The sequence below is a fragment of the Microcystis sp. LE19-10.1B genome, assembly GCF_027530565.1.
Taxonomy (GTDB): Bacteria; Cyanobacteriota; Cyanobacteriia; order Cyanobacteriales; family Microcystaceae; genus Microcystis; species Microcystis aeruginosa.
In genome coordinates, this window is record NZ_JAPZQM010000747.1 from 1 (window position 1) to 22697 (window position 22697).

The following is a 22697-nucleotide window of genomic DNA, read 5'->3' on the forward strand; positions in this document are numbered from 1 at the left end:
CTTTTGAATCTCTTGATGCTTTAAGAGATAAACTCGATGCTCTTTTAAATCGTTTATCCAATGACACTATCGGGTATTTAACGGGATGGTCTTGGATTTTAGAAGCTCTATGTCTGTCAGGAATTTAGAAATTTGGTATTAGCTCTCTTATGGAGTAAGCCTTCAAGCTATCGCTAACTAACAGAAACCCGAAATTTGAGTTTTTATTAGAAAAAAAGTTAGCGATCACTTGTCAACCAAGAGTTTCAGAATCTGGATTCGGTTAGGGATTTCCGAAAGTCCCTCCAAGAGCGATAGGAACCAACCTAATTAGGGTTTGCGGCAAAAAGTTTTTCCTGGGGGCAGGGTGTGGGGTGTGGGGTTTTACCAGTTTTGAGGTGGCCAATTACCTAATTTTCAGGGAAAAAGTGCCTAAATTTCCCCCCGATCACTCCCATATCCAGTGCTTTTTGATTGACAAAAGGTCTAAAAGTTTTACCCAACAAGGTTTTTAGATTTATTCAGCCAGCCCTAATTACTCAGAATCTTGGGTAAAGTTGCACCAATGCTCGTCGGAATGAGATGTGTTCCGACTAGGTTCTTGGCTGGAGAATGAGCCATTAACTTCTTGCCATTGCCGGACTAGCAAAGATACTCCAGATCGAAACCCTAGCCAGAAAAATTAGAAAAACAGCCCTGGGGGTGCTTGCGAGTGCTATAAAGGTAAGTAGTCATCTCGATCGCCTACTTGTCCTAACTATGCCACGCACTCAACGTAACGATAATTTTATTGATAAATCTTTTACCGTCATGGCGGATATCATTTTAAAGATGCTCCCCGCCAATAAAAAAGCCAAGGAAGCCTTTGTTTATTACCGTGATGGGATGTCTGCCCAAGCTGACGGCGAATACGCCGAAGCCCTCGATAATTACTATGAGGCTTTAACATTAGAAGAGGATCCTAACGATCGCAGTTATATCCTCTACAATATCGGCATTATCCACGCTAGTAACGGCGAGCATGAAAAGGCTCTGGAATACTACGAAGAAGCTATCCAACTTAATCCCAGAATGCCCTCCGCTTTGAATAATATCGCCGTTATTTACCATTTTCAGGGGGAAAAAGCCAGAGAAGACGGTCAACAGGCCGAAGCGGAAGCACTCTACGACAAAGCGGCAGAATACTGGAAACAAGCCATCCGATTAGCCCCCAATAACTACATTGAAGCCCAAAACTGGCTGAAAATCACCGGGCGATCGGAAATTGATGTTTTCTTTTAAATTGAGGAGTCGGTCGTCAGGAGACAGGAGTCGGTCGTCAGGAGATAGGAGACGGGAGACGGGAGATTATTTTTATTTATTCTCCCCACACCCCACACCCCACACCCCACACCCCACACCCCACACCCATCTCCCTGCTCCCCACACCCCACACCCCACACCCCACACCCCACACCCCATTTCTCCCATGATCGATCGAGCTACAGTTGAAAAAATCGCCCATTTAGCCCGTTTAGAGATTAATAGCGGCGAAGAAGAACAATTTGCCCTGCAATTAAGCGGGATACTGGATTATTTCGAGCAGTTAAGCGAATTAGACACGGAAAATGTGCCACCCACCACGCGAGCGATCGAAATTCAAAATATCACTCGCGCCGATGGTAATAGACTTTATCCCGATCACGAGGTCTTAGTGCAGGAATCGCCGGCTCCAGAAGGGGATTATTTCCGGGTTCCCCGTATTCTCAACACCGACGAAGAGTGAATTAGTGATCAGTGATCAGATGTGAGTTTTCAGTTTACTGTTTACTGATCACTGTTTACTGTTTACTGATCACTGATTTAGATGCCATCTAGGGTTTTTGCTGCTATCTTGGACTAAGATCAGACCTAGCAATGGAGACATAATATAATGATCGCATCTCAAGATGTGGCACCATTTCAGCTTATTTCGAGCGTAGAATCGGCAGCAACAGAATTTAGACCTTGGGGTTCTTTCACCACTCTAGAAGAAGGTCTTGGTTATAAAATCAAGCGAATTGAAGTGAATCCAGGTCATCGTCTCAGTTTACAGATGCACTACCATCGCAGTGAACACTGGATTGTGGTTTCGGGAACGGCAAAAGTCACCTGTGGAGATAACGAAGAAATTCTCGGAGCCAATCAGTCCACTTATGTGCCGCAGTGTACGGCTCACCGTCTGGAAAACCCCGGGGTGATCAAATTGGTATTAATCGAAGTGCAGAATGGGGAATATTTAGGAGAGGATGATATAGTCCGTTTTCAGGATGATTATGCTCGCCATCAGAGCTAAGACCGTGTTTAGGGAGACAGAAAGGCAAGAAACTATATTTTCGCCCCAAAAACCTTTTGAGGTTAGTCTGCCTGACTGTCTTCCCTGCTGTCAAGGCTTGTCAAGTTCTAGAAAAATTTTCTTTTCGGGCCGGGTAGCGGTTTTCCTCCATGGCAGAAAAATAAACTTCCCCTAGGCCCTGTGTGGGAAGCTTGAGGAAAGCTGGGCTAGGGGAAATAATTTATTCCTTTGCTGGATTAACTTTAGCATATAACTCTCATTTGTCAGGACTATAACAGCCAGATGTCAATTCTGTGACAAATGCGAGTTTTCAGTTTACTGATTGCTGGTGACTGATTACTGGTTACTGTCGTCCACTTATTTTCTGAGAATTCTAGAGGTACTTGTAAATATTTGTTACAAGGAGACGCGGAAAAATCTGAGGACAGGGAGACAAGAAAGGATTATCGACGGGGATCAAGGATTTCAGTAGGAAACTAGATTGGGGATCAAGGGAAACCGATTGTAAAGTTTTCGATACCTCTTGGCGATTTTTGTAATAGTTCGATACATATAACATAGATGATCAGCGATGATTGTAAATTTATATTGCGAATAGCTCATCTTCTTCGGTGTTTTCCCTATACTGGTTCTCATCAACTTTGAGCCGACGTGCAGAAAAGTTAGACCACCAAGTTTGTAAGAGGTCAGGAAGATGCAATTAACCGCAAGAAATAACTGGGGCCACGTTTCTTTAGCAATGCTAAAAAGCTTTCTTCTCTGGAGTTTCGTCCTCACTGTCTGTTTATTAGTAGTGGGATTTCCTTTAGTAGTATTAATGATGACAGTGGGGGCATTGTCGGCGATTATCTTACAGTCGGTTTTACCGGTTAGTTCCGTGCTTTTAGTGGCGGGAATGATTATTGGTATTAACATTTTGGCTATCCTAATTAGTGCCGCTTTGTTAGCAGCAAAAGGTGTTCATCCCCATGAAGTTAGCTGGTTGCACTGGTTACACGGTGAGGCAAAAACTTCTCATCAAGCTGTTTATGCTTCTTGTCCCCTAACTTGCGGGATGATTCATTAAATCTGATTTTCTTACAGTGGAATTACTTACCTTTTTTCTATTTAGATTTATTTAAGTTTTCAACTGCTTTATCGGTTGACTATACAGATTCCAAGCTAGTGCAACCCGGTTTTACCGGGTTTTTTCATCATTATTGAACTAAAGCAGTGGCTCTCCCTGGTTTGGTGGGTAAAATGTATTCTAAGATACAGTTTTGCGGGCAAGTGAGTGGAATGGGAACCACTCCAGACACAAAGGACACAGAGATCGATCACTACTATATAAGTTAAACTGATCACACAAAGAATAAGAGAGCCAAGCAGTTATCTGAATAATGGGGCGTAGGTCTTCGCTCAAATTAGGTTAAACTTCATCTATTAAGCTAAGACGCATTTAAAGCACTTATTCTTAAGATTAGCCGAATCTCCCCCAATCCCTTTACTGTTGCCTCTTGCCTCTTGCCTCTTGCCTCGTCTCAACAAGCAATTGAAATGCTTAACAGCTTATCAGAAAGGCTGTAACTGAATGTTAGAAGACAAGGAGATGGGAGCTTTTGATAACTGATAACTGATAACTGATAACTGATAACTGATCACTGATCACTGATCACTGATCACTGATAACTGATAACTGATAACTGATCACTGATCACTGATAACTGATAACTAACCGGTATAATGGGCGAGAAAACCGGAAAAAATCGATGTCTAGCCTTCCAGAAACCGAAAATCCCAGTTACAAGGCCATCTTAGCGGCATTAAACCATTTAATCAGCGTTGTTGCCCGTTTACGAGATCCAGAAAGCGGCTGTCCTTGGGATTTAGCTCAAACCCCGGAAACCCTAATTCCCTACGTTATCGAAGAAGCTTATGAGGTGGTAGCGGCGATTAAAAGCGGTGATAAAACTGCCATTGCCGAGGAATTAGGCGATTTACTGCTACAGGTGGTTTTACAAGCCCAAATTGCCAGCGATGAGGGTAATTTTAGCCTAGAAGAAGTGGCTAGAGGCATCACCGATAAATTAATTCGTCGTCATCCCCACGTTTTTGGGGAGCTATCCCTAGAAAATCCCGAACAGGTGCGTCAAAATTGGGAGAAAATCAAAGCTGAGGAAAAAAATGACCCGACTATTAGCGGCAAATTAACCCGTTATGCCCAAACTTTACCACCCTTGATGGGAGCGATGAAAATTTCTCGGCAAGCAGCGCGAGTCGGTTTTGAATGGGAAAATATCGCAGGAGTCTGGGAAAAATTTGGCGAAGAGTTAGCAGAATGGCAAGAGTCCCTAGAATCGGGCGATAAAGAGCATCAACAGGCCGAATTAGGCGATTTACTCTTTACTATTGTCAATCTTGCTCGCTGGTATGATTTAGATCCCAGTATCGCTTTACAAGAGACTAATCTGCGTTTTATTCAACGTTTTTCCCTAGTGGAATCTGTGGCAGAAAAGCCTCTCCATGACTATACACTAGAGGAATTAACAGTTTTCTGGCAGCAAGCGAAAGCTAAGTTACATCAACCATCATCTGGGCAATAATGCAAGAGCAAGAAATTAATAAGGACAAATCCAAGAGTTTTTGGGCTTCTATTCGAGAAAATCTGCAAATTATCACTATAGCTTTAGTTTTAGCCTTACTGATCCGCACTTTTGTGGCTGAACCTCGTTTTATCCCCTCTGATTCTATGTTACCCACTTTAGAACAAGGCGATCGCTTAGTAGTGGAAAAACTTTCCTACGATTTCCATCCTCCTCGACGGGGGGATATCGTCGTCTTTGAACCGCCGGCACAATTACAATTACAGGGATATCAAAAGAACCAAGCTTTTATTAAAAGAGTGATTGCCACCGCAGGGGATGTGATTGCTGTCAAGGAGGGCAAAATTTATCTGAATAATCAACCCTTGTCAGAGGATTATATTCTCGAATCCCCTCAATATAATTTAATGCCTTTGCTTGTGCCGGAAAATAATTTATTTGTCATGGGAGACAATCGCAATAATAGCAATGACTCCCATATCTGGGGGTTTTTACCGGAAAATAACGTGATTGGTAGGGCGGTTTTTCGCTTTTTTCCTTTTAATCGTTTGGGGATTTTAGGGGGGGAATAGCTAACAGGAATTTTTAGTCCTGATGATGTTGAACAATTAAGACGGAACAGGGGGCATGATGGAGAACATAATTACTCACACTACCTAAGAATAACTCTCCTAGACCCGATCGCCCACGCCGACCGATGACAATTAAATCAATATTTTCCTCTCGCGCCACTTTACAGATAGTTTTGGCGGCATGGCCGTAAATTTGCCGGTATTCTCCCTTGACACCCATTTCTCCCGCCTGATTAGCTCTTTTTTGCAACATGGCCACCCCTTTCTGCTCGAATTCTTCCCATTGTTGCCGCCAAAAATCGAGAGTGAGATCATTCCCCTGGGCGGGGTAAATATCGGCTAAATTGGGTGGAATCGGTAAAGGGCTATAATCTTCCTCAGGGGAAAGGACGTGCAGTAGTAGGAGGTTAGCTTCGTACTTACTGGCTAAGGATACAGCCTCCTTAAAAACACTGTCCCCCATCTCTGACAAATCTACTGCTATCAAGATTTTTTGATACATTTTTCAGCCTCTGCAACCATGCCTTATTTAACGGAATCCGACGCTATTAGGAATGCGATCGATCACTTTTCTCATTTTCCCATTCTTTGGTTAGATACGGAAGTAGCCGATTACAATAGCAAGACTCCCCGTTTGTCTCTGATTCAAATTCTGGCTGATTCCACGGACTTAACGGGGGAGCGGGTGACAATTTTGGATGTTCTTGATCGACCCGATCTTACTAACTATTTTATCACTAAAATCATGCTGGTTGACCGGATAGAAAAGGTTTTTCACAATGCTAGTTATGATTGTAAATTTTTGGGCGGTAAAAGCAAAGTTAAAAAAATTACCTGTACCCTAGAGTTAGCTAAAAAGGTTCCCTACTATATTGCTCCTTTACCCAATTATCAACTGAAAACCGTGGCTGAATGTCTTTGTCATTTTCCCGCTATCGATAAAAGTGAACAGGGGGGTAATTGGGGCAAAAGACCTTTAACCGCGGCCCAGCTAGAATATGCACAAAAAGACCCCGTATATACGGCCCAAATCCATCATCGTCTTTTGCAGCTTTCCCATTTAATTACTCCCGATCCCGCGGGTGAGAATCTCGAAAGATTAACTAATCGTTATTGGGAAATTTACCAGCAATGGAAGATTTTAGATACAGAGATGGAACATCTCAAGGAACGTTTAAAGTCGGCAATTATCCAGCAAGAGGCTGCGGAGATTAACGGTTTTTCGGTCAGTTACCAAAATCGCACCAGCAAAAAAGTTAAACTGGCCGAATTAGCCAAAGTTGTCTATTTATCGGGCCAGGATAGCCAAATATCTCTCTCCTTAACTAATGATCTTCTCAAAGAATTGGGGGATTTAGCCCAAGGGTTAACCATCGAGGAAACGCACCAAAAAATCAGTCAATTGACTATCAAACAAAGTGAAGCTGACTTGACATGATTATAGCAGAATTCAGCAGATAGGACATAGGAGTCAATACCAAATTAGGTTATACTTGATGTTGACGAGAAAGGCTGTAATAGCTAGAAAAAATTGCTTGCGGGGATAATCTAAATGACTGTAAAGATCGCTTATCTGGGGCCGGTGGGAACCTATTCAGAAACAGCCGCTTTAGCATTTGCTAATAGTTTACCACCCCAGCCTCGTCAATTAATACCCTATCCTAGCATTGCCTTGGCCCTGCGATCGGTTGTCCAAAATCAGGCCGATTTAGCAGTGGTCCCGGTGGAAAACTCCACCGAGGGAAGTGTGGTAATGACTCTTGATGCTTTATGGCAATTACCTGGGTTACAGATTCAACAAGAATTAGTTTTACCGATTTCCCATGCACTTCTATCTCCTCGACAATCGCTAACAGAAATTACCACCGTTTATTCCCATCCCCAAGCTTTAGCTCAATGTCAAAAATGGCTAGAAAATAATTTGCCTACCGTGCCGATTATTCCTACTAATTCTACCACAGAAGCGATTCAAATTCTCGATCGAGAGGCCAATTCGGCCGCTATTGCTTCTCCCCGGGCAGCAAAACTGTATCATGTACCAATATTAACACAACCAATTAATGATTATCCCGATAATTGTACCCGTTTTTGGGTAATGGCTTTAACTTCCCATCCCCAAGGGGAGCGAATGTCCCTCGCTTTTCAGGTTTTAGATCAACCCGGCGCTTTAGTCAAACCTTTAGAAGTTTTTGCCAAACGTCAGCTTAATTTATCTCGTATTGAATCGCGACCAACTAAACGATCTTTAGGGGAATACATATTTTTTATCGATCTAGAGATTAATCTGGATCAACAGCATTTAATCGCAGAAACTTTAGAAGAATTAACAAATTATACCGATGCGATCGAGGTTTTTGGTTTTTATCAGGTAGTTAATTTACCCGTAGAAAGTTTAGAGGAATTATAAACTAAGTTGCCCAGAAATTACAGTAGTTAAATAGAGATATTTTAGCTTTTAAGAGAGGGAAGAATCGGCAAAGATGAGTTTTCCTCTGGTGGAGTAGAATCAAGCTTTCTTTCCCCCACTAGAGGAAGAATAATTTCTACAGTTGTTCCTAAACCTTGACCTTGACTAGAGATAGTAATATCTCCCCCCATCATTTTCATAAAATTCTTAGAAATAGCTAATCCCAAACCCGTACCGCTAAATTTTCTAGTTGTGGAACCATCAATCATCACAAAAGGACGGAATAATTTTGATTGTTGCTGGGGGTCTATACCGATTCCTGTATCGATTATAGTAATAATAGCCTGTGTATTTTCTAGGCGAGTTATTAAAGAAATTGTGCCTGTATCAGTAAATTTAATTGAGTTAGAAATAACATTCAAAATTACCTGTTTAAATTTAGTGGTATCAGCATAGACTATAGTAATTTCTGGACAAAAAAGTAGATTGAATTTTAAGTGCTTACGTTGCAGCGATGCTGTTTGTAAATTAATAACTTCATTGATAATTTGGTGTAAATCTACTGGTTCAGGATTAACGGAAAGTTTGCCCGCTTCTATTTTAGCAATACTGAGAATATCATCAATAATTTCCAAAAGATGTACGGATGCCTTATCCGCTTGTTGCAGATATTCTTTTTCCTCCTCCTCACTATTACAAAATCCATCCATAACGCAACGAATTGAGCCAATAATACCATTGAGAGGGGTGCGTAATTCGTGGGAAGTATTCGCCAAAAATTGGTTTTTTAATTGATTAGCATTTTCCGCTTCTTGCCAACTCTTAACTATTTCCTCTCCCCAAAGACGTAAACGTTCGAGCATTTCCTCTAGGGCCGACGCTAACTGATTAATTTCTCGAATATTAAAGTTTTGTGGTGTAATCTTTTCGGAGGTAATTTTCTGAATATTTAAGGCATAATCTCGCAGTTTTTCTAAAGGTCTAGCTAAATCCCTAGTGATCAGTATAATAGCTACTAAATAAGCTAATAATAAACCAGAAATTAGATAAAAAATTGCCTCCCAAATTTGTTGTAGAGGAGCCAGAGCTTGGGAGAGGGGACTAATGGCTAAAACTATCCATTTTTGGGATGATTCTCCCGTAACTGGACTGGGAAGGGAGCTATAACCAGCGACTAACTCTTTGCCATATTTCTCGAAAGAAAATAAATGGAGAAATCTCTGTTGACCTCTAACAGCATTACTGATGATTATATTGAGGCGTTCAGCATCAGCTTCTTGACTGATATGGCTACCAATGCGATCAAAATAGGGATGAGCGAGAATAATGCCATTTTCAGAAATAACCACGGGATAACCTGACAAAGAACCGGGTAAAACCTTCTCACTGTAAAGGAGAGAAGCTTGCAGAATCAGACTAGATTGTAATTGTCCTTGATCATCGTAGATGGGAACAGCAAAAACTAATTCTAATTGACGATTATTATTGGGAGATTTTGTTAAAAGTTGTCGAGGTAAACTTCTAACTAAAACATTCTCGATATTCCCAGCAGAGCTAGTCCGTTTTTCTGTCCATCTTTCCAGGGGCAAAACTTTGATAATTTCTGGTTCACAGGCTCGATTTAATAAAGGTTTCTTGGTCTTAATATCAATTAATTCCACACAGTTAATCTGATTAGGAAGCTGCGCCGTGAATTGTTGTAAAAAAGCTTCTTTTTCGGCTAAGGTTCCCTGTTTTAAAACCAGACTTTCGCCCGCAGTGATAAGATTGGCCTGCAAAAATTGAATTGATTGATCAATATTGTCTGCTTTTCTGATGGCACTTTCGGTGAGATTTTGACGGGCCGTTTCCAAAAAAGCCGATCGCGCCTTACGATAGGTGACATAAACCACCATTAGTAGTACAGGTACACTGACCAAGAGTAAGCGAGAGAGCAGAATACGACGAAAGGAGGATTGACCGATAGACATAGGCAGAAATTGGTTTGATTCTGGCTATCAAACTCCAGACTATACTAGCCTATTCACCAATCGAACCAGGTGATATCCCTGATCATTTGCCATGAATTGTCCTCACACCACCGTTATTTTAGCCATGAGTGCCGATGGTAAAATTGCCGACGCCTACCAGTCAGCGGCCAGATTTGCCTCTGCTACCGATAAAATGCGTCTAGAACAACATTTATCGCGCATGGATGCCGCTTTATTCGGTGCTAACACCCTGCGCGCTTATCACACCAGTCTTCCTATCCGTCATGCCGATTTTCTCGCATACCGTCAACAACGGGGATTATCTCCCCAGCCGATACAGATCGTTTGTTCTCATTCAGGCCAGCTTGATCCCCGGATGAAATTTTTTCAGCAGCCTTTCCCGCGCTGGTTAATCACGGCAGCGGAAAAAGTGGCGGCATGGGAAAATCGGGGTTTATTTGAGCTTGTCTTAGTCTGCGGTGATTGGAAGGCTATTTTTAGTCAATTTACCACCCTAGGTATTAAAAAGCTGGCGATTCTGGGAGGAGGTGAATTAATTGCCTCTCTTTTAGCGGAAGATTTAATCGATGAAATCCATCTAACTATTTGTCCGTTGCTGTTAGGAGGCAATAAAGCGGCAACTCCCCTGGGAGGAACTGGATTTATGGCTGATTCTGCCAGAAAATTACGACTTTTGAGCGTGGAAACCGTGCAAGAAGAAATTTTCCTACATTATTCCCTTGAACGAGATTCCCACAAATCTCAAAACTAGATTACCTTAAATAGGGTCTGCTGAAAAAGTTTGTTGGTGGGGGCAGGGTGTGGGGTGTAGGGTGTAGGGTGTAGGGTTTTACTGATTTTGAGGTACTCAGTTACCTAATTTTCAGGGAAAAAGTCCCGGAATTTTACCCCTAATCACTCCCAGTCCGGTACTTTTTGATTGACAAAAAGTCTAAAAGTCTTACCCAACAAGGGTTTTAGATTTATTCAGCAAACCTTAAATAAAAAGGTTGACTTATCTTGTCCCATGGTAGAACAGCTTAAACCCCAATACTCTGTGGCTTGGATTGATAAAATGAGTGAGATTCCCCAACAAAAATGGGATGCTCTCGCTCAACCCCTAACTACTCCCTTTCTCGAGTGGGAATGGTTACATAATATCGAAACTTCCGGCAGCGCCACGGGACGCACGGGGTGGCAACCCACTCATCTAACAGTTTGGCGCGGTGCTGAGTTAATTGCCGCCGCTCCTTTGTATATTAAAAGTCATAGTTACGGTGAATTTGTCTTTGACCATCAATGGGCGGATCTTTCCCATCGTTTAGGGATTAGATACTATCCGAAACTGTTAGGAATGACCCCTTTTACTCCGGCGGTGGGTTATCGTTTTTTAATTGCTCCGGGGGAAAATGAACTGGAAATTACTGCTTTAATGATAGCGGCTATTGATCATTTTTGTGATCAAAATAATCTGTCGGGTTGTCATTTTCTTTTTGTGGATCCCCAGTGGCGAATTTTAATGGAAAATTTTGGCTTTACTCCCTGGTTACACCATAGTTATATTTGGAATAACAAAGGTTTTCAAAGTTTTGAAGATTATCTGACGGTTTTTAATGCTAATCAACGGCGCAACATTAAACGGGAACGGAAAGCGGTGACTAATGCGGGGTTAATTATTAAAACTCTGGCCGACGAAGAAATTCCCCATCATTTATTCCCGTTAATTTATCGGTTTTATAGCAGTACCTGTGATAAATTTTACTGGGGAAGTAAATATCTGACACAGAAATTTTTTGAACAATTATATCCAAATTATCGTCAGCGAGTGGTTTTGATTACTGCCTACCAAAATGAAAAGGATACTAAACCGGTGGGTTTATCTTTTTGTATTCGCAAAGATACTAATCTTTATGGTCGTTACTGGGGCAGTTTTCAAGAGTACGACTGTTTACATTTTGAAGCTTGTTACTATCAACCGATCGATTGGGCAATTAGTCAAAATATTACCATGTTTGACCCCGGTGCGGGAGGACAACACAAGAAAAGACGGGGTTTTCCCGCTACTGCTAATCATAGTTTACACCGTTTCTATCATGGCAAAATGACTCAAATTCTCCGCAATTATATCCAGGAAATTAATCAAATGGAACAGGAAGAAATTGAAGCAATCAATCAAGATTTACCTTTTTCTAAGAGAGAAATTGAGTTTAACGAGTAATTTAGATAGTTAATTGTCCCTGGGTGCATCTCATTTTTGTAAATCTACTGAGTTGGGATTTTTAAAGGGAAACTATCTTCTAAAATTGGTTATTACTTCCGATTTGATCACTCAATCCTAGGGTTGATTCATGGTAGGGTTGATTCATGAATCAACCCTACCCGTTGGGGACGCAAGCGCCGTCCCCAAACCCCGAAGCGCATTAGTTTTTCGGTGGGATGCTTACAGGCAGCTGCCGATATATTTGTAATAATTTAAGAGTCACTGATAATTGCTAATTGTCCGTATTTCTGCAAATGTGAGCTGCAGCCATTGTCCCTATTAGTGCAATCAACTATGAATACGAGGTTCCGGGTGCAGAGTAGTGAGAATCTCACTTTCGATCGCCGCTAGGGTTTCTAAACGTTGCTCGATCACTGTACGTTCAAAATAATCCGCTGCTAATAGCCAATAAATACCATAATGACGCGCTTCGGAAGCCATTAAACCGCGATAAAATTTGCCTAAATCGGGATCAGGACAATATTCTCCCAATAAACCCAATCTTTCGTGGGAACGCGCCTCAATTAAAGCTGATATTAACAGCGAATCCAAAAGGCGATCGGGTTCTTGGTGACGAATCTGGGCCTTTAATTTAGCACCATAAGGGGGAGAATTCAAGGGAGCGAGGGGAATTCCCCATTTATCTAACCATTGATTTACCTGTTCAAAATGTTCTAATTCCTCTTGCGCAATCGCCGTTAATTTCCGCACGAGGGAAGCGTAGGAAGGATAACGAAACATGAGATTTAAGGCCACTCCTGCCGCTTTTCGCTCACAATGGGAATGATCGAGCAGAATAATCCCTAAATTATTAATTGCCTGTTCTATCCAATCCTCAGAGGTGGCACTGACTAATAAATTAATCTTTCCCATCGTCGCTGATTCCAATTTGCTGCCTCTTTCACCCTAACCCAAAAAGTCGAACAACACCAGTCAAAAACTAAGGACACGGCTTCTGTGATAGCCTAGATGATTGGTGAAGCATAAACACGGCCAATCAATCAGATGGATTTTTTACTGGAAGTCGGTACAGAAGAACTACCCGCAGATTTTGTCGATAGCGCGATCGCACAATGGCGGGAAAGAGTTAGCAAGAGTTTAGAGACGGAATCTCTGGACGCGACTGCTATTCAAGTTTACGCAACCCCGCGCCGTTTGGCCGTGTTAATCACAGGATTACCGAGGGAGCAAGAAGCTCGCAGCGAGGAGATAAAAGGACCGCCAGTTAGTGCCGCCTACAAAAATGGCAAAATTACCGCTGCTGGTGAGGGTTTTGCTCGAAAACAGGGAGTTAGCACCGCTGCTTTCTCAATTCGTGCCACAGACAAAGGAGAATTTGTCTATATTGAAAAAACGATTCCAGGTCGTCAAACAGCCGAGATTTTAACTGAATTAATTCCCCAATGGATTACCCGTTTGGAAGGAAGACGTTTTATGCGTTGGGGAGATGGAGATTTAAGATTTCCCCGGCCAATTCGTTGGTTATTAACTTTAGTGGATGGGGAAGTTTTGCCCCTAGAATTAATTAATGGCTCTACCACTTTAACCAGCGATCGCTTAACTTTTGGTCATCGCATTCTACACCCGCAATCCTTAGCCATTAGTCATCCCCAAGCATATTTAACCAGTTTGCGCTCGATTTTTGTGGAAGCGGATCCGCAAGTGCGTCAACAGATAATTACCGCTCAGATTACCACCCTGGCCAAAAAACTCAAGGGAGTGGCAGAAATTCCCGCAGATTTATTAGCAGAAGTGACTAACTTAGTCGAATATCCCACGGCAATTGTTGGCAAATTTGACGATGAATTTCTGGAATTACCCCCAGAAGTAATTATTACCGTGATGGTGACACATCAGCGTTATTTCCCGGTGAAAACTCCCCAGGGTTTGTCACCCTATTTTATTACTATTTCCAATGGCGATCCCCAGAAATCTGAGATTATTTCCGCGGGAAATGAAAGGGTTATCCGCGCGCGGTTAGCTGATGCCAGATTTTTCTATACTGCCGATTGTGATGAACCCTTAGATAGTTTTCTTCCTCAACTGGAAACCGTCACTTTCCAAGAAGAATTGGGAACCATGCGCGATAAAGTCGATCGGATTATGGAAATTGCCCAGATGATCGTCGAACAGTTAAATCTCGATGAACAAAGTCGCAGTGATATAGAGTCCACTGCCATGCTTTGTAAAGCGGATTTAGTTACCCAAATGGTCTATGAATTTCCAGAATTACAGGGAGTAATGGCCGAAAAATATGCTTTAATTAGTGGCGAATCGGCTATAGTTGCCCGGGGCATTTTTGAACATTATCTGCCTCGCAATGCCGGGGATTTACTCCCGGAAACAATCACTGGTCAAGTGGTGGGAATTGCTGATCGCTTAGATACTTTAGTCGGTATTTTTGGACTGGGAATGCTGCCCACTGGTTCCTCAGATCCCTTCGCTCTCCGTCGGGCTGCCAATGCAATAATTAGTATTATCTGGTCAGCCGATTTTAATATCAATCTTTTGGCATTAATTGAGCAGATAGCTAAGGATTTTGTCACCAGTCATCCCGATAAAACCAACCCAGTCAATCTGATTAAAGATTTCTTTTTACAACGTCTGCAAACTCTCTTAATTGATGATTTGAGGATAGATTATGATCTCGTTAATGCAGTTTTAGGGGAAAACGATCCAGAGTATAAGTCTCGCGCTTTAGAAAATTTATTAGATACCCGTGAACGCGCCCGCTTTTTATGCCAAATTCGTCAGGATGGTCAGTTAGCCAACATCTATGAAACCGTCAATCGCTCGACCCGTTTAGCACAAAAAGGAGATTTAGATACAACTACCCTAGAAGCCAAGGGAATCATCAATACGGAGTTATTTGAACAATCCTCCGAACCAGCATTTTATGACGCTTTAATTGCCCTAATTCCCGAAACTATCAGCGCAAGAGAGCAAAGAGATTATCAGCGTCTCGTCACTGCTTTAACAGCAATTTCTCCCCTGGTGGCTGACTTTTTTGATGGCGAAAATAGTGTGTTAGTCATGGCAGAAAAAGAATCTGTCCGTCGCAATCGTTTAAATCTGTTGGGTTTACTGCGAAATCACGCCCGAGTCCTAGCAGATTTTGGGGCAATTGTCAAGGGATAATTCAGTTATCAGTTATCAGTTATCAGTTATCAGATTTGAGTTTTCAGTGGACAGTGGTAATCAGTGAGCAGTTGTCAATAGACTACCTTTATTGATTCTCCCCATCACCCCATCACCCCATTTCCCCATCACCCCACACCCTACACCCTACACCCTACACCCTACACCCCACACCCCACACCCCACACCCCACACCCCACACCCCATCACCCCATCACCCCATCACCCCACACCCCACACCCCACACCCCCACTGAATTACTGCTCACTGATAACTGAAATGGCCGATTCTGAACTACAGCAACAAGTCCAAAGATTACATCGACTGACGGTATGGGGTCGTTGGTTATTCGTGTTGGGTTGTTGGTTAGGGATTGGTTCGGCGAGTTTATGGGTTTTATGGGATGATATAGCTTTAATGCGGCAATATTTTACTTGGACAGCCCTTAGATACGCTTTAGCTTTCAATTACTGGCCTTCTATCGGTCTAGGCTTTTGTGTTGCCATGACAGGAGCAGTGTTAGTCTGGCAAAGTCGCAACATTATTTTAGGACTTTCCCCCAGAGAAAAACTGCGCTTAGAGCAACGGGTGCAGAAAATTCGGGCCGAAGGGTCGCGTCATCCCCTCTGGCGCTGGATCTTAAAAAGCAGGGAAAAAGACTTACAATGATAAAGCTTTGCTGAAAGCTGACGGCTAGAATTCCCACTAGATATAATTCTTTACTCAAAAACTCTTGACTTTTGAATCCACCTATGACCGTGACTCCCCAAGCTCCTCCGAAAACTCGCCGCGTGGTTTTTCCCTTCACCGCTATTGTCGGCCAGGAAGAAATGAAATTATCCCTAATGCTCAACGTCATCGACCCCAAAATTGGCGGGGTGATGATTATGGGGGATCGAGGTACGGGAAAATCGACCACAATTAGGGCTTTAGCCGACCTTTTACCGGAGATTGACGTAGTTGCTAACGATCCCTTTAATTCTGACCCCAATGATCCCGATTTAATGAGCGATGAGGTGCGGCAAAAGGTGGACGAGGCCATCCCGTTGACCATTGCCAAGAAAAAAGTCACTATGGTAGATTTGCCCCTCGGTGCGACGGAGGATCGGGTCTGTGGCACGATTGACATCGAAAAGGCCCTGTCAGAAGGGGTAAAAGCTTTTGAACCTGGGTTGCTGGCCAAAGCTAACCGCGGCATTCTCTATGTGGATGAAGTCAATTTACTTGACGATCACCTCGTCGATGTGCTATTGGATTCGGCCGCTAGTGGTTGGAATACGGTGGAACGGGAAGGAATTTCCATCCGTCACCCGGCCCGGTTTGTTTTGGTGGGATCGGGCAACCCAGAAGAGGGAGAATTGCGCCCACAACTGCTCGATCGCTTTGGAATGCACGCCGAGATTCACACCGTCAAAGAACCACCTCTACGGGTCAAAATCGTGGAACAGCGTGCGGAATTTGATGGCAATCCCCTCTCGTTTTTAGAGAAATATAACTTAGAACAGGAAGAACTACAAAGAAAGCTAGTGGAGGCCCAAAATCTTTTGCCTTCTGTGGAGCTTGATTATGATCTGCGGGTGAAAATTTCCGAGGTTTGTTCCGAGTTGGACGTGGATGGATTGCGCGGCGATATCGTTACCAATCGCGCCGCTAAAGCTCTGGCAGCTTTGGAAGGACGGACAACTGTGACGGTAGATGATATCCGTCGGGTAATTGTTCTTTGTTTACGTCACCGTTTGCGGAAAGATCCGCTAGAATCGATCGATTCTGGTTATAAAGTCTTGAAAGCTTTTAATCGCGTCTTTGGATTAGAAGAAAATTCCTAAATCTAATTCACCCTCTCCCCGAAGAGAGGGTTTTTGACTGGATTTAGAGATGAAGGCCAAAAAGGGCTAGATGTGGCCGAATAAGCTAGAATTTTATCGATCGCTGTTATTCTCTGGGGGAATGTCCATGTGGGTTGAAAGTATAAAACTCGAAAACATTAAATGCTTCCAGAATCAAGAGATTAAATTTATTAGTAATCCCAATAATCAACGTCATTGGCGCACTAAACCTTATCATTGGATCACTTTATTGGGAGAAAATGGAGTAGGAAAAAGCACGATTTTACAGGCTTTGGCTTTACTGCTCGCTGGACCAGAAGCAGCCAAAGAATTATTACCACGTCCGACTGGTTGGATATGTAATCCCAAGACACCGGGTAAATTAACCGCAGTGCTTCATCAAGAAGATGGGGATGCGGGAAAATTTGGTACGGATAAAACTCGAAAAACTTTTGCTTATTCCTATTTTGTTACAGGCAAGGAAAGGTTAGAGTTAGGAGGCAGTAAGGACAAACAAACCTATACAGAACCAGCATTAATCGAAGAAAATACTAAAATTTTAAGTTGGTTGCGAGCCAATGCTTTTGCCTCCGATAGTCGTGGTTGGTTTGCCGTCGGTTATGGAGCTTTCCGTCGTTTGACACGAGTGAGTCAAGTGATCATTCCTAGTCTTGAACCTCCGAAACGCTCTAGCAACTTTTTCAGCCAATTTAATGAGGATACATCTTTAAGTTCTTTTGAGAGATGGATGGTGTATTTAGATTATCGAATAGCCAAAAATCCTGAAGATAGTAAATCCAAACAAATGAAAAAAATCGGCGAAGAAGCAATTACTAAACTGTTACCTGGTAATGTAGAAATTGCTGAAGTAACTGCCGATGCCTTGATTCAGTTTCTAGTTAACGGTCAAAAAGTTCCAACCATTAGTTTATCCGATGGTTTTCGGAGTATGATTGCTTTAGCCGGAGATTTAATTTGGCGATTATTACAATCCTTCCCCAATCTAGATAACCCCACAGAGGCTTCTGGAGTCGTCTTAATCGATGAGTTAGATATTCATTTACATCCTTCTTGGCAAAGGGAAATTGCTGGATGGTTACAGGAAGTTTTTCCCAAGCTTCAATTCTTTGTCGCTACTCATAGTCCTTTAATCGCTGCCGGTGCAGGGCCAAATTCTTTAACCCTACGAATCGATCTGGTAGAGGGTGAATCAGAGATTGTAGAAATTCCTTATAAAGAATTAGCGGCTAATGTTGATCGTACTTTAACAAGTTCTGCTTTTGGTTTGAAATCAACCTTTCCCACTGAGACAGAAAATAAAATTAAGCGTTACCACCAACTAAATCGTAAAAATAAAAATCTGGCAGCAGAAGAAAAGCAAGAATATGAACAACTGTCATTATTTGTTCAAGACGTTAAACCCTTTGGCGAAATTAGTCAACCTAATAGTTTAGAATCCCGAATTGATGCCTTACTAGAGGAGCGTTTATCTTGATTCCTGTCACCAGAATATCAGAGCCACCCGTATTAGCTAAAAATGCCGCTCGTTGGCTAGAGGCTTTAGAATCAATAAAATCAAACAACAAGGCAACTAAAGCTCAAATTAACCAAGCACAAAATAAATACAGTCATCCGCAAGTTAAAGACGCATTAGTTAAAATGTTTAATGGGAAATGCGCTTACTGTGAAAGTAAGATTACAGTGGTAACTTACGGAGCGATCGAACATTTTTATCCAAAAAGCCAGTATCCTGATCTGACTTTTACTTGGGAGAATTTACTGCTTTCTTGTGATAAATGTAATGATGCCAATCACAAAGGCACAAATTTTCCTCTCGATGATATCACAGGAAATCCTCTGTTAATAGACCCCACGGATGGAGTAACCGATCCGAATACACATCTTGAATTTATTTGGGATGAAATGGCAAAATTGGCCAGTGTTTATGGTCGGGATCGACGTGGTCAAATTGTTGAAGATTTGTTCGATCTCAATGGTATGCGTGGACGAAAAGAATTAATTAACTATCGTAGTCAATATATTAAAAGATTGTTAGCATTATTACGTTTAGCAAAACAAGGAGACTCGGAGGCTTTATCTTTACTGCAAGAAGCTTGTCAATCGGGAGCGGAATATTATGCTTTTGCTAGTATTTATATCCTGCCTCATTTGCCTCCCTAAAATTAAGGGTAATTATTATCTACGGTCTGAAAAACAAAATTTATCGCTTATTATTCTCACCTTACTTGCTATTTATGTCTCGTCCTGTTGTTTATTTTGCCGTTACTAATCATGGTTTTGGCCATGCTGTCCGCAGTGCTTCGGTGGTAGCTAATATTATTGAACTTAATCCCGAAATTTTGCCGATATTAGTCACCACTGCTCCGCGCTGGTTATTAGATTCCTACATATCTGGAGAATATATTCAAAGACATCGGGGGTTTGATGTGGGAGTAATCCAATCGGATAGTTTAACGATGGATAAATTAGCTACTAAAGAAAAACTAGAACAAATAATTGCTCAATCAAGGTCAATTATTGCCAGTGAAGTTAATTTTATTAAAACTAATCGTGTAGGTTTAGTTGTGGCCGATTTACCGCCTTTAGCGGCACTAATTGCCAAAAGTGCGGGGCTTCCTTGTTGGATGATCGGTAACTTTGGCTGGGATTTTATCTATCGTGATTGGGGTGAAGAATTTGCCAGTATTAGTGATTGGATTAGTCGTTGTTATAATCAATGCGATCGCTTGTTTAAACTGCCTTTAGCAGAAGCAATGACAGCATTTCCCCATGTTACCGAGGCAGGTTTAACCGGAGGTACACCCCGCTACAGTGAAGAACAATTGCGACAGGAATTTAAGCTAAATGCCCCTAAAGAAAAAACTATTTTATTGAGTTTTGGGGGGTTAGGATTAGAAGCAATTCCATATAATAACCTCGCCAGTTTTTCCGATTGGCAATTTATCACTTTTGAAAAAAACGCGCCCGAACTGCCCAATTTAGTCCGCTTACAGGATAAACCAGATCGGAGCTATCGTCCCGTGGATTTTATGCTCCTGTGCGATCGAATTATTTCCAAACCGGGATATAGTACCTTTGCCGAGGCTTTAAAATTAGAGGTGCCGATTGTTTCCCTAATGCGAGAAGGTTTCGCCGAATCAGCGATTTTATTGGCTGGAATCCAAGATTATAGTTATCATCAAATTATTAGCAGTAAAGAATTTTTTCAAGGTAATTGGGACTTTTTACGCCAAGCCCCCCAACCGCCCAGATTAAAGGTTAAACTGCCTAAAGATGGTGCAGAATCGATAGCGAGAGCTATTGTAGAATACTTTGAGAGGCAATAACCCTCCCGGGGAAAGTTGACGGCGAACCTGAGCAGAGAACTAGGGAGACAGAAACAAGATCGGGCAGAAAGCCGATACTTGTTACAATAGTTTACAAATCACCCTGCCCCGCCACCGAACTATGTCCGAACAGATGATCTCCCCAGAGACGCAAAACCCAGAAGCGATTACCGTTGAAGTGCAGCCCGTCCATATTCCCGAAGAGCATCGGGAAGATATTGGCCCCATGGATGACAACGTAGCCGAGAGTTGGCGCTACAATCCCCAAGTTATTAACGACTATTACCGTCGGCGACCTCTAGACGTTTTGGGGAGATTAATCGAAATTGCCCTACCGGTTTTATCTTTTCTCATCGGTATCTGGTGGGATAAACTGCGGGGAAAATCGCCGAAAAATGAAATTAGACGGGCCGTACAATTGCGGGAAATGTTGACCAAATTGGGACCCACTTATATTAAAATCGGTCAAGCTCTCTCTACCCGGCCTGATTTAGTACCGCCTTTATATTTAGAAGAATTAACCACTCTCCAGGATCAAATCCCCTCTTTTCCTAACGAAATTGCCTATCGTTTTATCGAAGAAGAATTAGGTTATTCTCCCGAGGAAATTTACGCAGAATTATCCCCCAATCCCATAGCAGCCGCTTCCCTAGGACAAGTTTACAAAGGTAAATTAAAAACCGGAGAGAGAGTCGCCGTTAAAGTACAGCGTCCCGATTTGATTCGCTGTATAACTTTAGATGTGTATATCATGCGTAGTTTGGCGACTTGGGTGAAAGGTAATATTAAAAGACTTCGCTCCGATTTAGTGGCAATTACCGACGAATTAGCCAGTCGCATTTTTGAAGAAATTAATTATCTTCACGAAGGACAAAACGCCGAAAAATTCGCTCAACTTTATGGTCACATTGCCGAAATTTACATCCCCAAAATCTACTGGAAATATACCGGGAGACGGGTTTTAACCATGGAGTGGGTGGACGGCACAAAATTAACTAATATCAAAGAAATTCAAGCCCAGGGTATTGATGCCACCCACTTAGTTAATGTGGGGGTGCAGTGTTCTTTGCGTCAATTACTTGAACACGGATTTTTCCATGCGGATCCCCATCCGGGTAATTTATTAGCGACTCCCGACGGTAAATTAGCTTATCTTGATTTCGGCATGATGAGCAATATTGAACCCTATCAACGCTACGGTTTAATCGAAGCGGTGGTGCATTTAGTCAACCGGGATTTTGAGTCTTTGGCCAAGGATTACGTTAAGTTAGACTTCCTGTCACCAACTACCAATTTAGAGCCAATTGTTCCCGCTTTTTCGGAAGTTTTCGGTAATGCTTTAGGGGCGAGTGTGGCAGAATTAAACTTTAAAAGTATCACCGATAAAATGTCGGCGATGATGTATGAGTTTCCCTTTCGAGTTCCTGCCTATTATGCCCTGATTATTCGCTCGATGGTGACTTTAGAGGGAATAGCAATTGGCATCGATCCTAATTTTAAGGTACTGAGTAAAGCCTATCCTTACATTGCTAAACGTCTGCTCACCGATCCTTCCACGGAGTTGCGAGATTCCCTGCGGGATTTATTGTTTAAAGACGGTACTTTTCGCTGGAATCGTTTAGAAAATCTCTTGCGTAATGCTAAAGATTCTAATGATTTTAACTTCGAGAAAGTCACCGAACAAGCGTTAGATTTTCTCCTTTCAGATAGGGGTATATTTATCCGCGAAAAATTAGTGAATGAGTTAGTCAATGCGCTAGATAACTTCGGTCGTCGCACTTGGTTTAATCTCACGGTTAATTTCCGGCAACAGGTGGGTTTAGCGGTGCAAGAAACTCCCCCAGAATTGTTGGGTGATGCTAAGACTTTCGAGCATCTTCGCAACATCTTTAGTATTTTACAGGAAACGAAAGGATTCGATGCCATGGCTATGGTGCCAGTGATGACGAAACTAATCGCTAAACCGGAAACCCAACAGATGGGACAAAAAATTGCTGAAGGTTTGCTACAAAAATCCCTAGCGCGTTTAATTCGTTACCTAGTTCTCGAATTTGATAGACCAAATCATCAGCAAAATGGAGAATTATCGAAAGCTTTACCCGCTGCCGATTAACCTCTGTCAGTTCCACCGACTGCTCAAAATCTGGTTCTTCGTTACCTGGTATGGTTCGATAGGGGGGCATAAATCGACTAAATCCTTATCTGGCAAGAGACTTAATTGATTAGTTCGCTCTAGATCAAAAATAATTGACAAAAATCGCCAAATGCCTTTCTATATAAGGGTTCCATCCCTTATAACCCC

At 42.3% G+C, this 22697-nt stretch carries 23 protein-coding genes and 3 pseudogenes; 20 read left to right on the forward strand and 6 right to left on the reverse strand.

Annotated elements, in window-relative coordinates; genetic code table 11:
* Positions 1-128 (forward strand): annotated as a pseudogene (locus O9332_RS26885) (IS630-like element ISMae27 family transposase); the annotation flags it as partial.
* A 134-nt stretch (positions 129-262) separates the two neighbouring features.
* Here O9332_RS26885 and O9332_RS26890 read toward each other — a convergent pair.
* Positions 263-385, reverse strand: coding sequence for a hypothetical protein (locus O9332_RS26890; RefSeq protein ID WP_288028105.1), 123 nt, complete (start codon positions 383-385; stop codon positions 263-265).
* A gap of 353 nt (positions 386-738) precedes the next feature.
* Between O9332_RS26890 and O9332_RS26895 the strand changes: the two genes are divergently transcribed.
* The 4 genes from O9332_RS26895 to O9332_RS26910 all read left to right on the forward strand — a co-directional run bounded on the left by O9332_RS26895 (position 739) and on the right by O9332_RS26910 (position 3359).
* Positions 739-1260 (forward strand): photosystem I assembly protein Ycf3, encoded by a 522-nt coding sequence (locus O9332_RS26895; protein WP_002760118.1) that lies wholly within the window; start codon positions 739-741, stop codon positions 1258-1260.
* Between the two features lie 187 nt (positions 1261-1447).
* Positions 1448-1744, forward strand: coding sequence for an Asp-tRNA(Asn)/Glu-tRNA(Gln) amidotransferase subunit GatC (gene gatC, locus O9332_RS26900; protein WP_002760120.1), 297 nt, complete (start codon positions 1448-1450; stop codon positions 1742-1744).
* Between the two features lie 147 nt (positions 1745-1891).
* Entirely contained in the window at positions 1892-2293 is a 402-nt protein-coding gene (locus tag O9332_RS26905) for a phosphomannose isomerase type II C-terminal cupin domain (protein WP_002760121.1), read from the forward strand.
* A gap of 694 nt (positions 2294-2987) precedes the next feature.
* The gene (locus O9332_RS26910) at positions 2988-3359 is read left to right on the forward strand and encodes a hypothetical protein (protein ID WP_002760125.1); all 372 of its coding nucleotides are present in this window, start codon (positions 2988-2990) and stop codon (positions 3357-3359) included.
* 95 nt (positions 3360-3454) lie between these two features.
* Here the strand turns inward: O9332_RS26910 and O9332_RS26915 are convergent, their stop codons facing one another.
* Positions 3455-3637: a hypothetical protein gene (locus O9332_RS26915; RefSeq protein ID WP_071825054.1), complete on the reverse strand. Its 183-nt coding sequence runs from the start codon at positions 3635-3637 to the stop codon at positions 3455-3457.
* 404 nt (positions 3638-4041) lie between these two features.
* Here O9332_RS26915 and mazG point away from each other — a divergent pair, with 404 nt between their 5' ends.
* Positions 4042-4875, forward strand: coding sequence for a nucleoside triphosphate pyrophosphohydrolase (gene mazG, locus O9332_RS26920; protein ID WP_002760128.1), 834 nt, complete (start codon positions 4042-4044; stop codon positions 4873-4875).
* Positions 4875-5447 (forward strand): signal peptidase I, encoded by a 573-nt coding sequence (gene lepB / locus O9332_RS26925; RefSeq protein ID WP_002760130.1) that lies wholly within the window; start codon positions 4875-4877, stop codon positions 5445-5447. Before mazG ends, lepB begins: the two co-directional genes overlap by 1 nt.
* A 13-nt stretch (positions 5448-5460) precedes the next feature.
* Here the strand turns inward: lepB and O9332_RS26930 are convergent, their stop codons facing one another.
* Entirely contained in the window at positions 5461-5949 is a 489-nt protein-coding gene (locus O9332_RS26930) for a universal stress protein (protein ID WP_002760138.1), read from the reverse strand.
* Between the two features lie 18 nt (positions 5950-5967).
* Here O9332_RS26930 and O9332_RS26935 point away from each other — a divergent pair, with 18 nt between their 5' ends.
* Together O9332_RS26935 and pheA are read left to right on the forward strand one after the other, a co-directional pair.
* Positions 5968-6885 carry a ribonuclease D gene (locus O9332_RS26935; protein WP_002760140.1) on the forward strand — a complete coding sequence of 306 codons (918 nt, stop codon included), beginning with the start codon at positions 5968-5970 and terminating at the stop codon, positions 6883-6885.
* Between the two features lie 114 nt (positions 6886-6999).
* The gene (pheA, locus tag O9332_RS26940) at positions 7000-7854 is read left to right on the forward strand and encodes a prephenate dehydratase (protein ID WP_002760141.1); all 855 of its coding nucleotides are present in this window, start codon (positions 7000-7002) and stop codon (positions 7852-7854) included.
* A 41-nt stretch (positions 7855-7895) separates the two neighbouring features.
* Here the strand turns inward: pheA and O9332_RS26945 are convergent, their stop codons facing one another.
* Positions 7896-9824 (reverse strand): sensor histidine kinase, encoded by a 1929-nt coding sequence (locus tag O9332_RS26945; protein ID WP_002760142.1) that lies wholly within the window; start codon positions 9822-9824, stop codon positions 7896-7898.
* Between the two features lie 91 nt (positions 9825-9915).
* Between O9332_RS26945 and O9332_RS26950 the strand changes: the two genes are divergently transcribed.
* The 3 genes and pseudogenes from O9332_RS26950 to O9332_RS28525 all read left to right on the forward strand — a co-directional run bounded on the left by O9332_RS26950 (position 9916) and on the right by O9332_RS28525 (position 12300).
* Positions 9916-10596 carry a RibD family protein gene (locus O9332_RS26950; RefSeq protein WP_002760143.1) on the forward strand — a complete coding sequence of 227 codons (681 nt, stop codon included), beginning with the start codon at positions 9916-9918 and terminating at the stop codon, positions 10594-10596.
* Between the two features lie 255 nt (positions 10597-10851).
* Complete coding sequence (locus O9332_RS26960; protein WP_002760144.1) at positions 10852-12042, forward strand: GNAT family N-acetyltransferase; 1191 nt, start codon at positions 10852-10854, stop codon at positions 12040-12042.
* 52 nt (positions 12043-12094) lie between these two features.
* Positions 12095-12300, forward strand: a pseudogene (locus O9332_RS28525) (hypothetical protein).
* Positions 12301-12372: 72 nt separating this feature from the next.
* Here the strand turns inward: O9332_RS28525 and O9332_RS26965 are convergent.
* A complete protein-coding gene (locus O9332_RS26965) occupies positions 12373-12957 on the reverse strand; it encodes a MiaE family protein (RefSeq protein ID WP_002760145.1) in 585 nt (194 codons plus the stop codon).
* A gap of 132 nt (positions 12958-13089) precedes the next feature.
* Between O9332_RS26965 and glyS the strand changes: the two genes are divergently transcribed.
* The 8 genes from glyS (at position 13090) to O9332_RS27005 (ending at position 22508) form a co-directional block, all read left to right on the forward strand.
* Entirely contained in the window at positions 13090-15222 is a 2133-nt protein-coding gene (gene glyS, locus O9332_RS26970; protein ID WP_002760146.1) for a glycine--tRNA ligase subunit beta, read from the forward strand.
* A 91-nt stretch (positions 15223-15313) separates the two neighbouring features.
* Positions 15314-15478, forward strand: a complete 165-nt coding sequence (locus tag O9332_RS26975; protein ID WP_288028110.1) for a hypothetical protein — start codon at positions 15314-15316, stop codon at positions 15476-15478.
* A 23-nt stretch (positions 15479-15501) separates the two neighbouring features.
* Positions 15502-15891, forward strand: a complete 390-nt coding sequence (locus tag O9332_RS26980; RefSeq protein WP_002760147.1) for a hypothetical protein — start codon at positions 15502-15504, stop codon at positions 15889-15891.
* An 83-nt stretch (positions 15892-15974) separates the two neighbouring features.
* Positions 15975-17048: a magnesium chelatase ATPase subunit I gene (gene bchI, locus O9332_RS26985; protein ID WP_002760148.1), complete on the forward strand. Its 1074-nt coding sequence runs from the start codon at positions 15975-15977 to the stop codon at positions 17046-17048.
* Positions 17049-17118: 70 nt separating this feature from the next.
* Positions 17119-18543, forward strand: a complete 1425-nt coding sequence (locus O9332_RS26990) for an AAA family ATPase (protein ID WP_223213012.1) — start codon at positions 17119-17121, stop codon at positions 18541-18543.
* Positions 18540-19229, forward strand: coding sequence for a retron system putative HNH endonuclease (locus O9332_RS26995; protein WP_002760150.1), 690 nt, complete (start codon positions 18540-18542; stop codon positions 19227-19229). The genes O9332_RS26990 and O9332_RS26995 overlap by 4 nt, the downstream gene beginning before the upstream one ends.
* Before the next feature lie 74 nt (positions 19230-19303).
* Positions 19304-20395 carry a glycosyltransferase family protein gene (locus O9332_RS27000; RefSeq protein WP_288028113.1) on the forward strand — a complete coding sequence of 364 codons (1092 nt, stop codon included), beginning with the start codon at positions 19304-19306 and terminating at the stop codon, positions 20393-20395.
* A 121-nt stretch (positions 20396-20516) separates the two neighbouring features.
* Positions 20517-22508: an ABC1 kinase family protein gene (locus tag O9332_RS27005; RefSeq protein WP_288028115.1), complete on the forward strand. Its 1992-nt coding sequence runs from the start codon at positions 20517-20519 to the stop codon at positions 22506-22508.
* Positions 22509-22514: 6 nt separating this feature from the next.
* On the opposite strand, the pseudogene O9332_RS27010 reads toward O9332_RS27005, so the two are convergent.
* Positions 22515-22697 (reverse strand): annotated as a pseudogene (locus O9332_RS27010) (hypothetical protein); the annotation flags it as partial.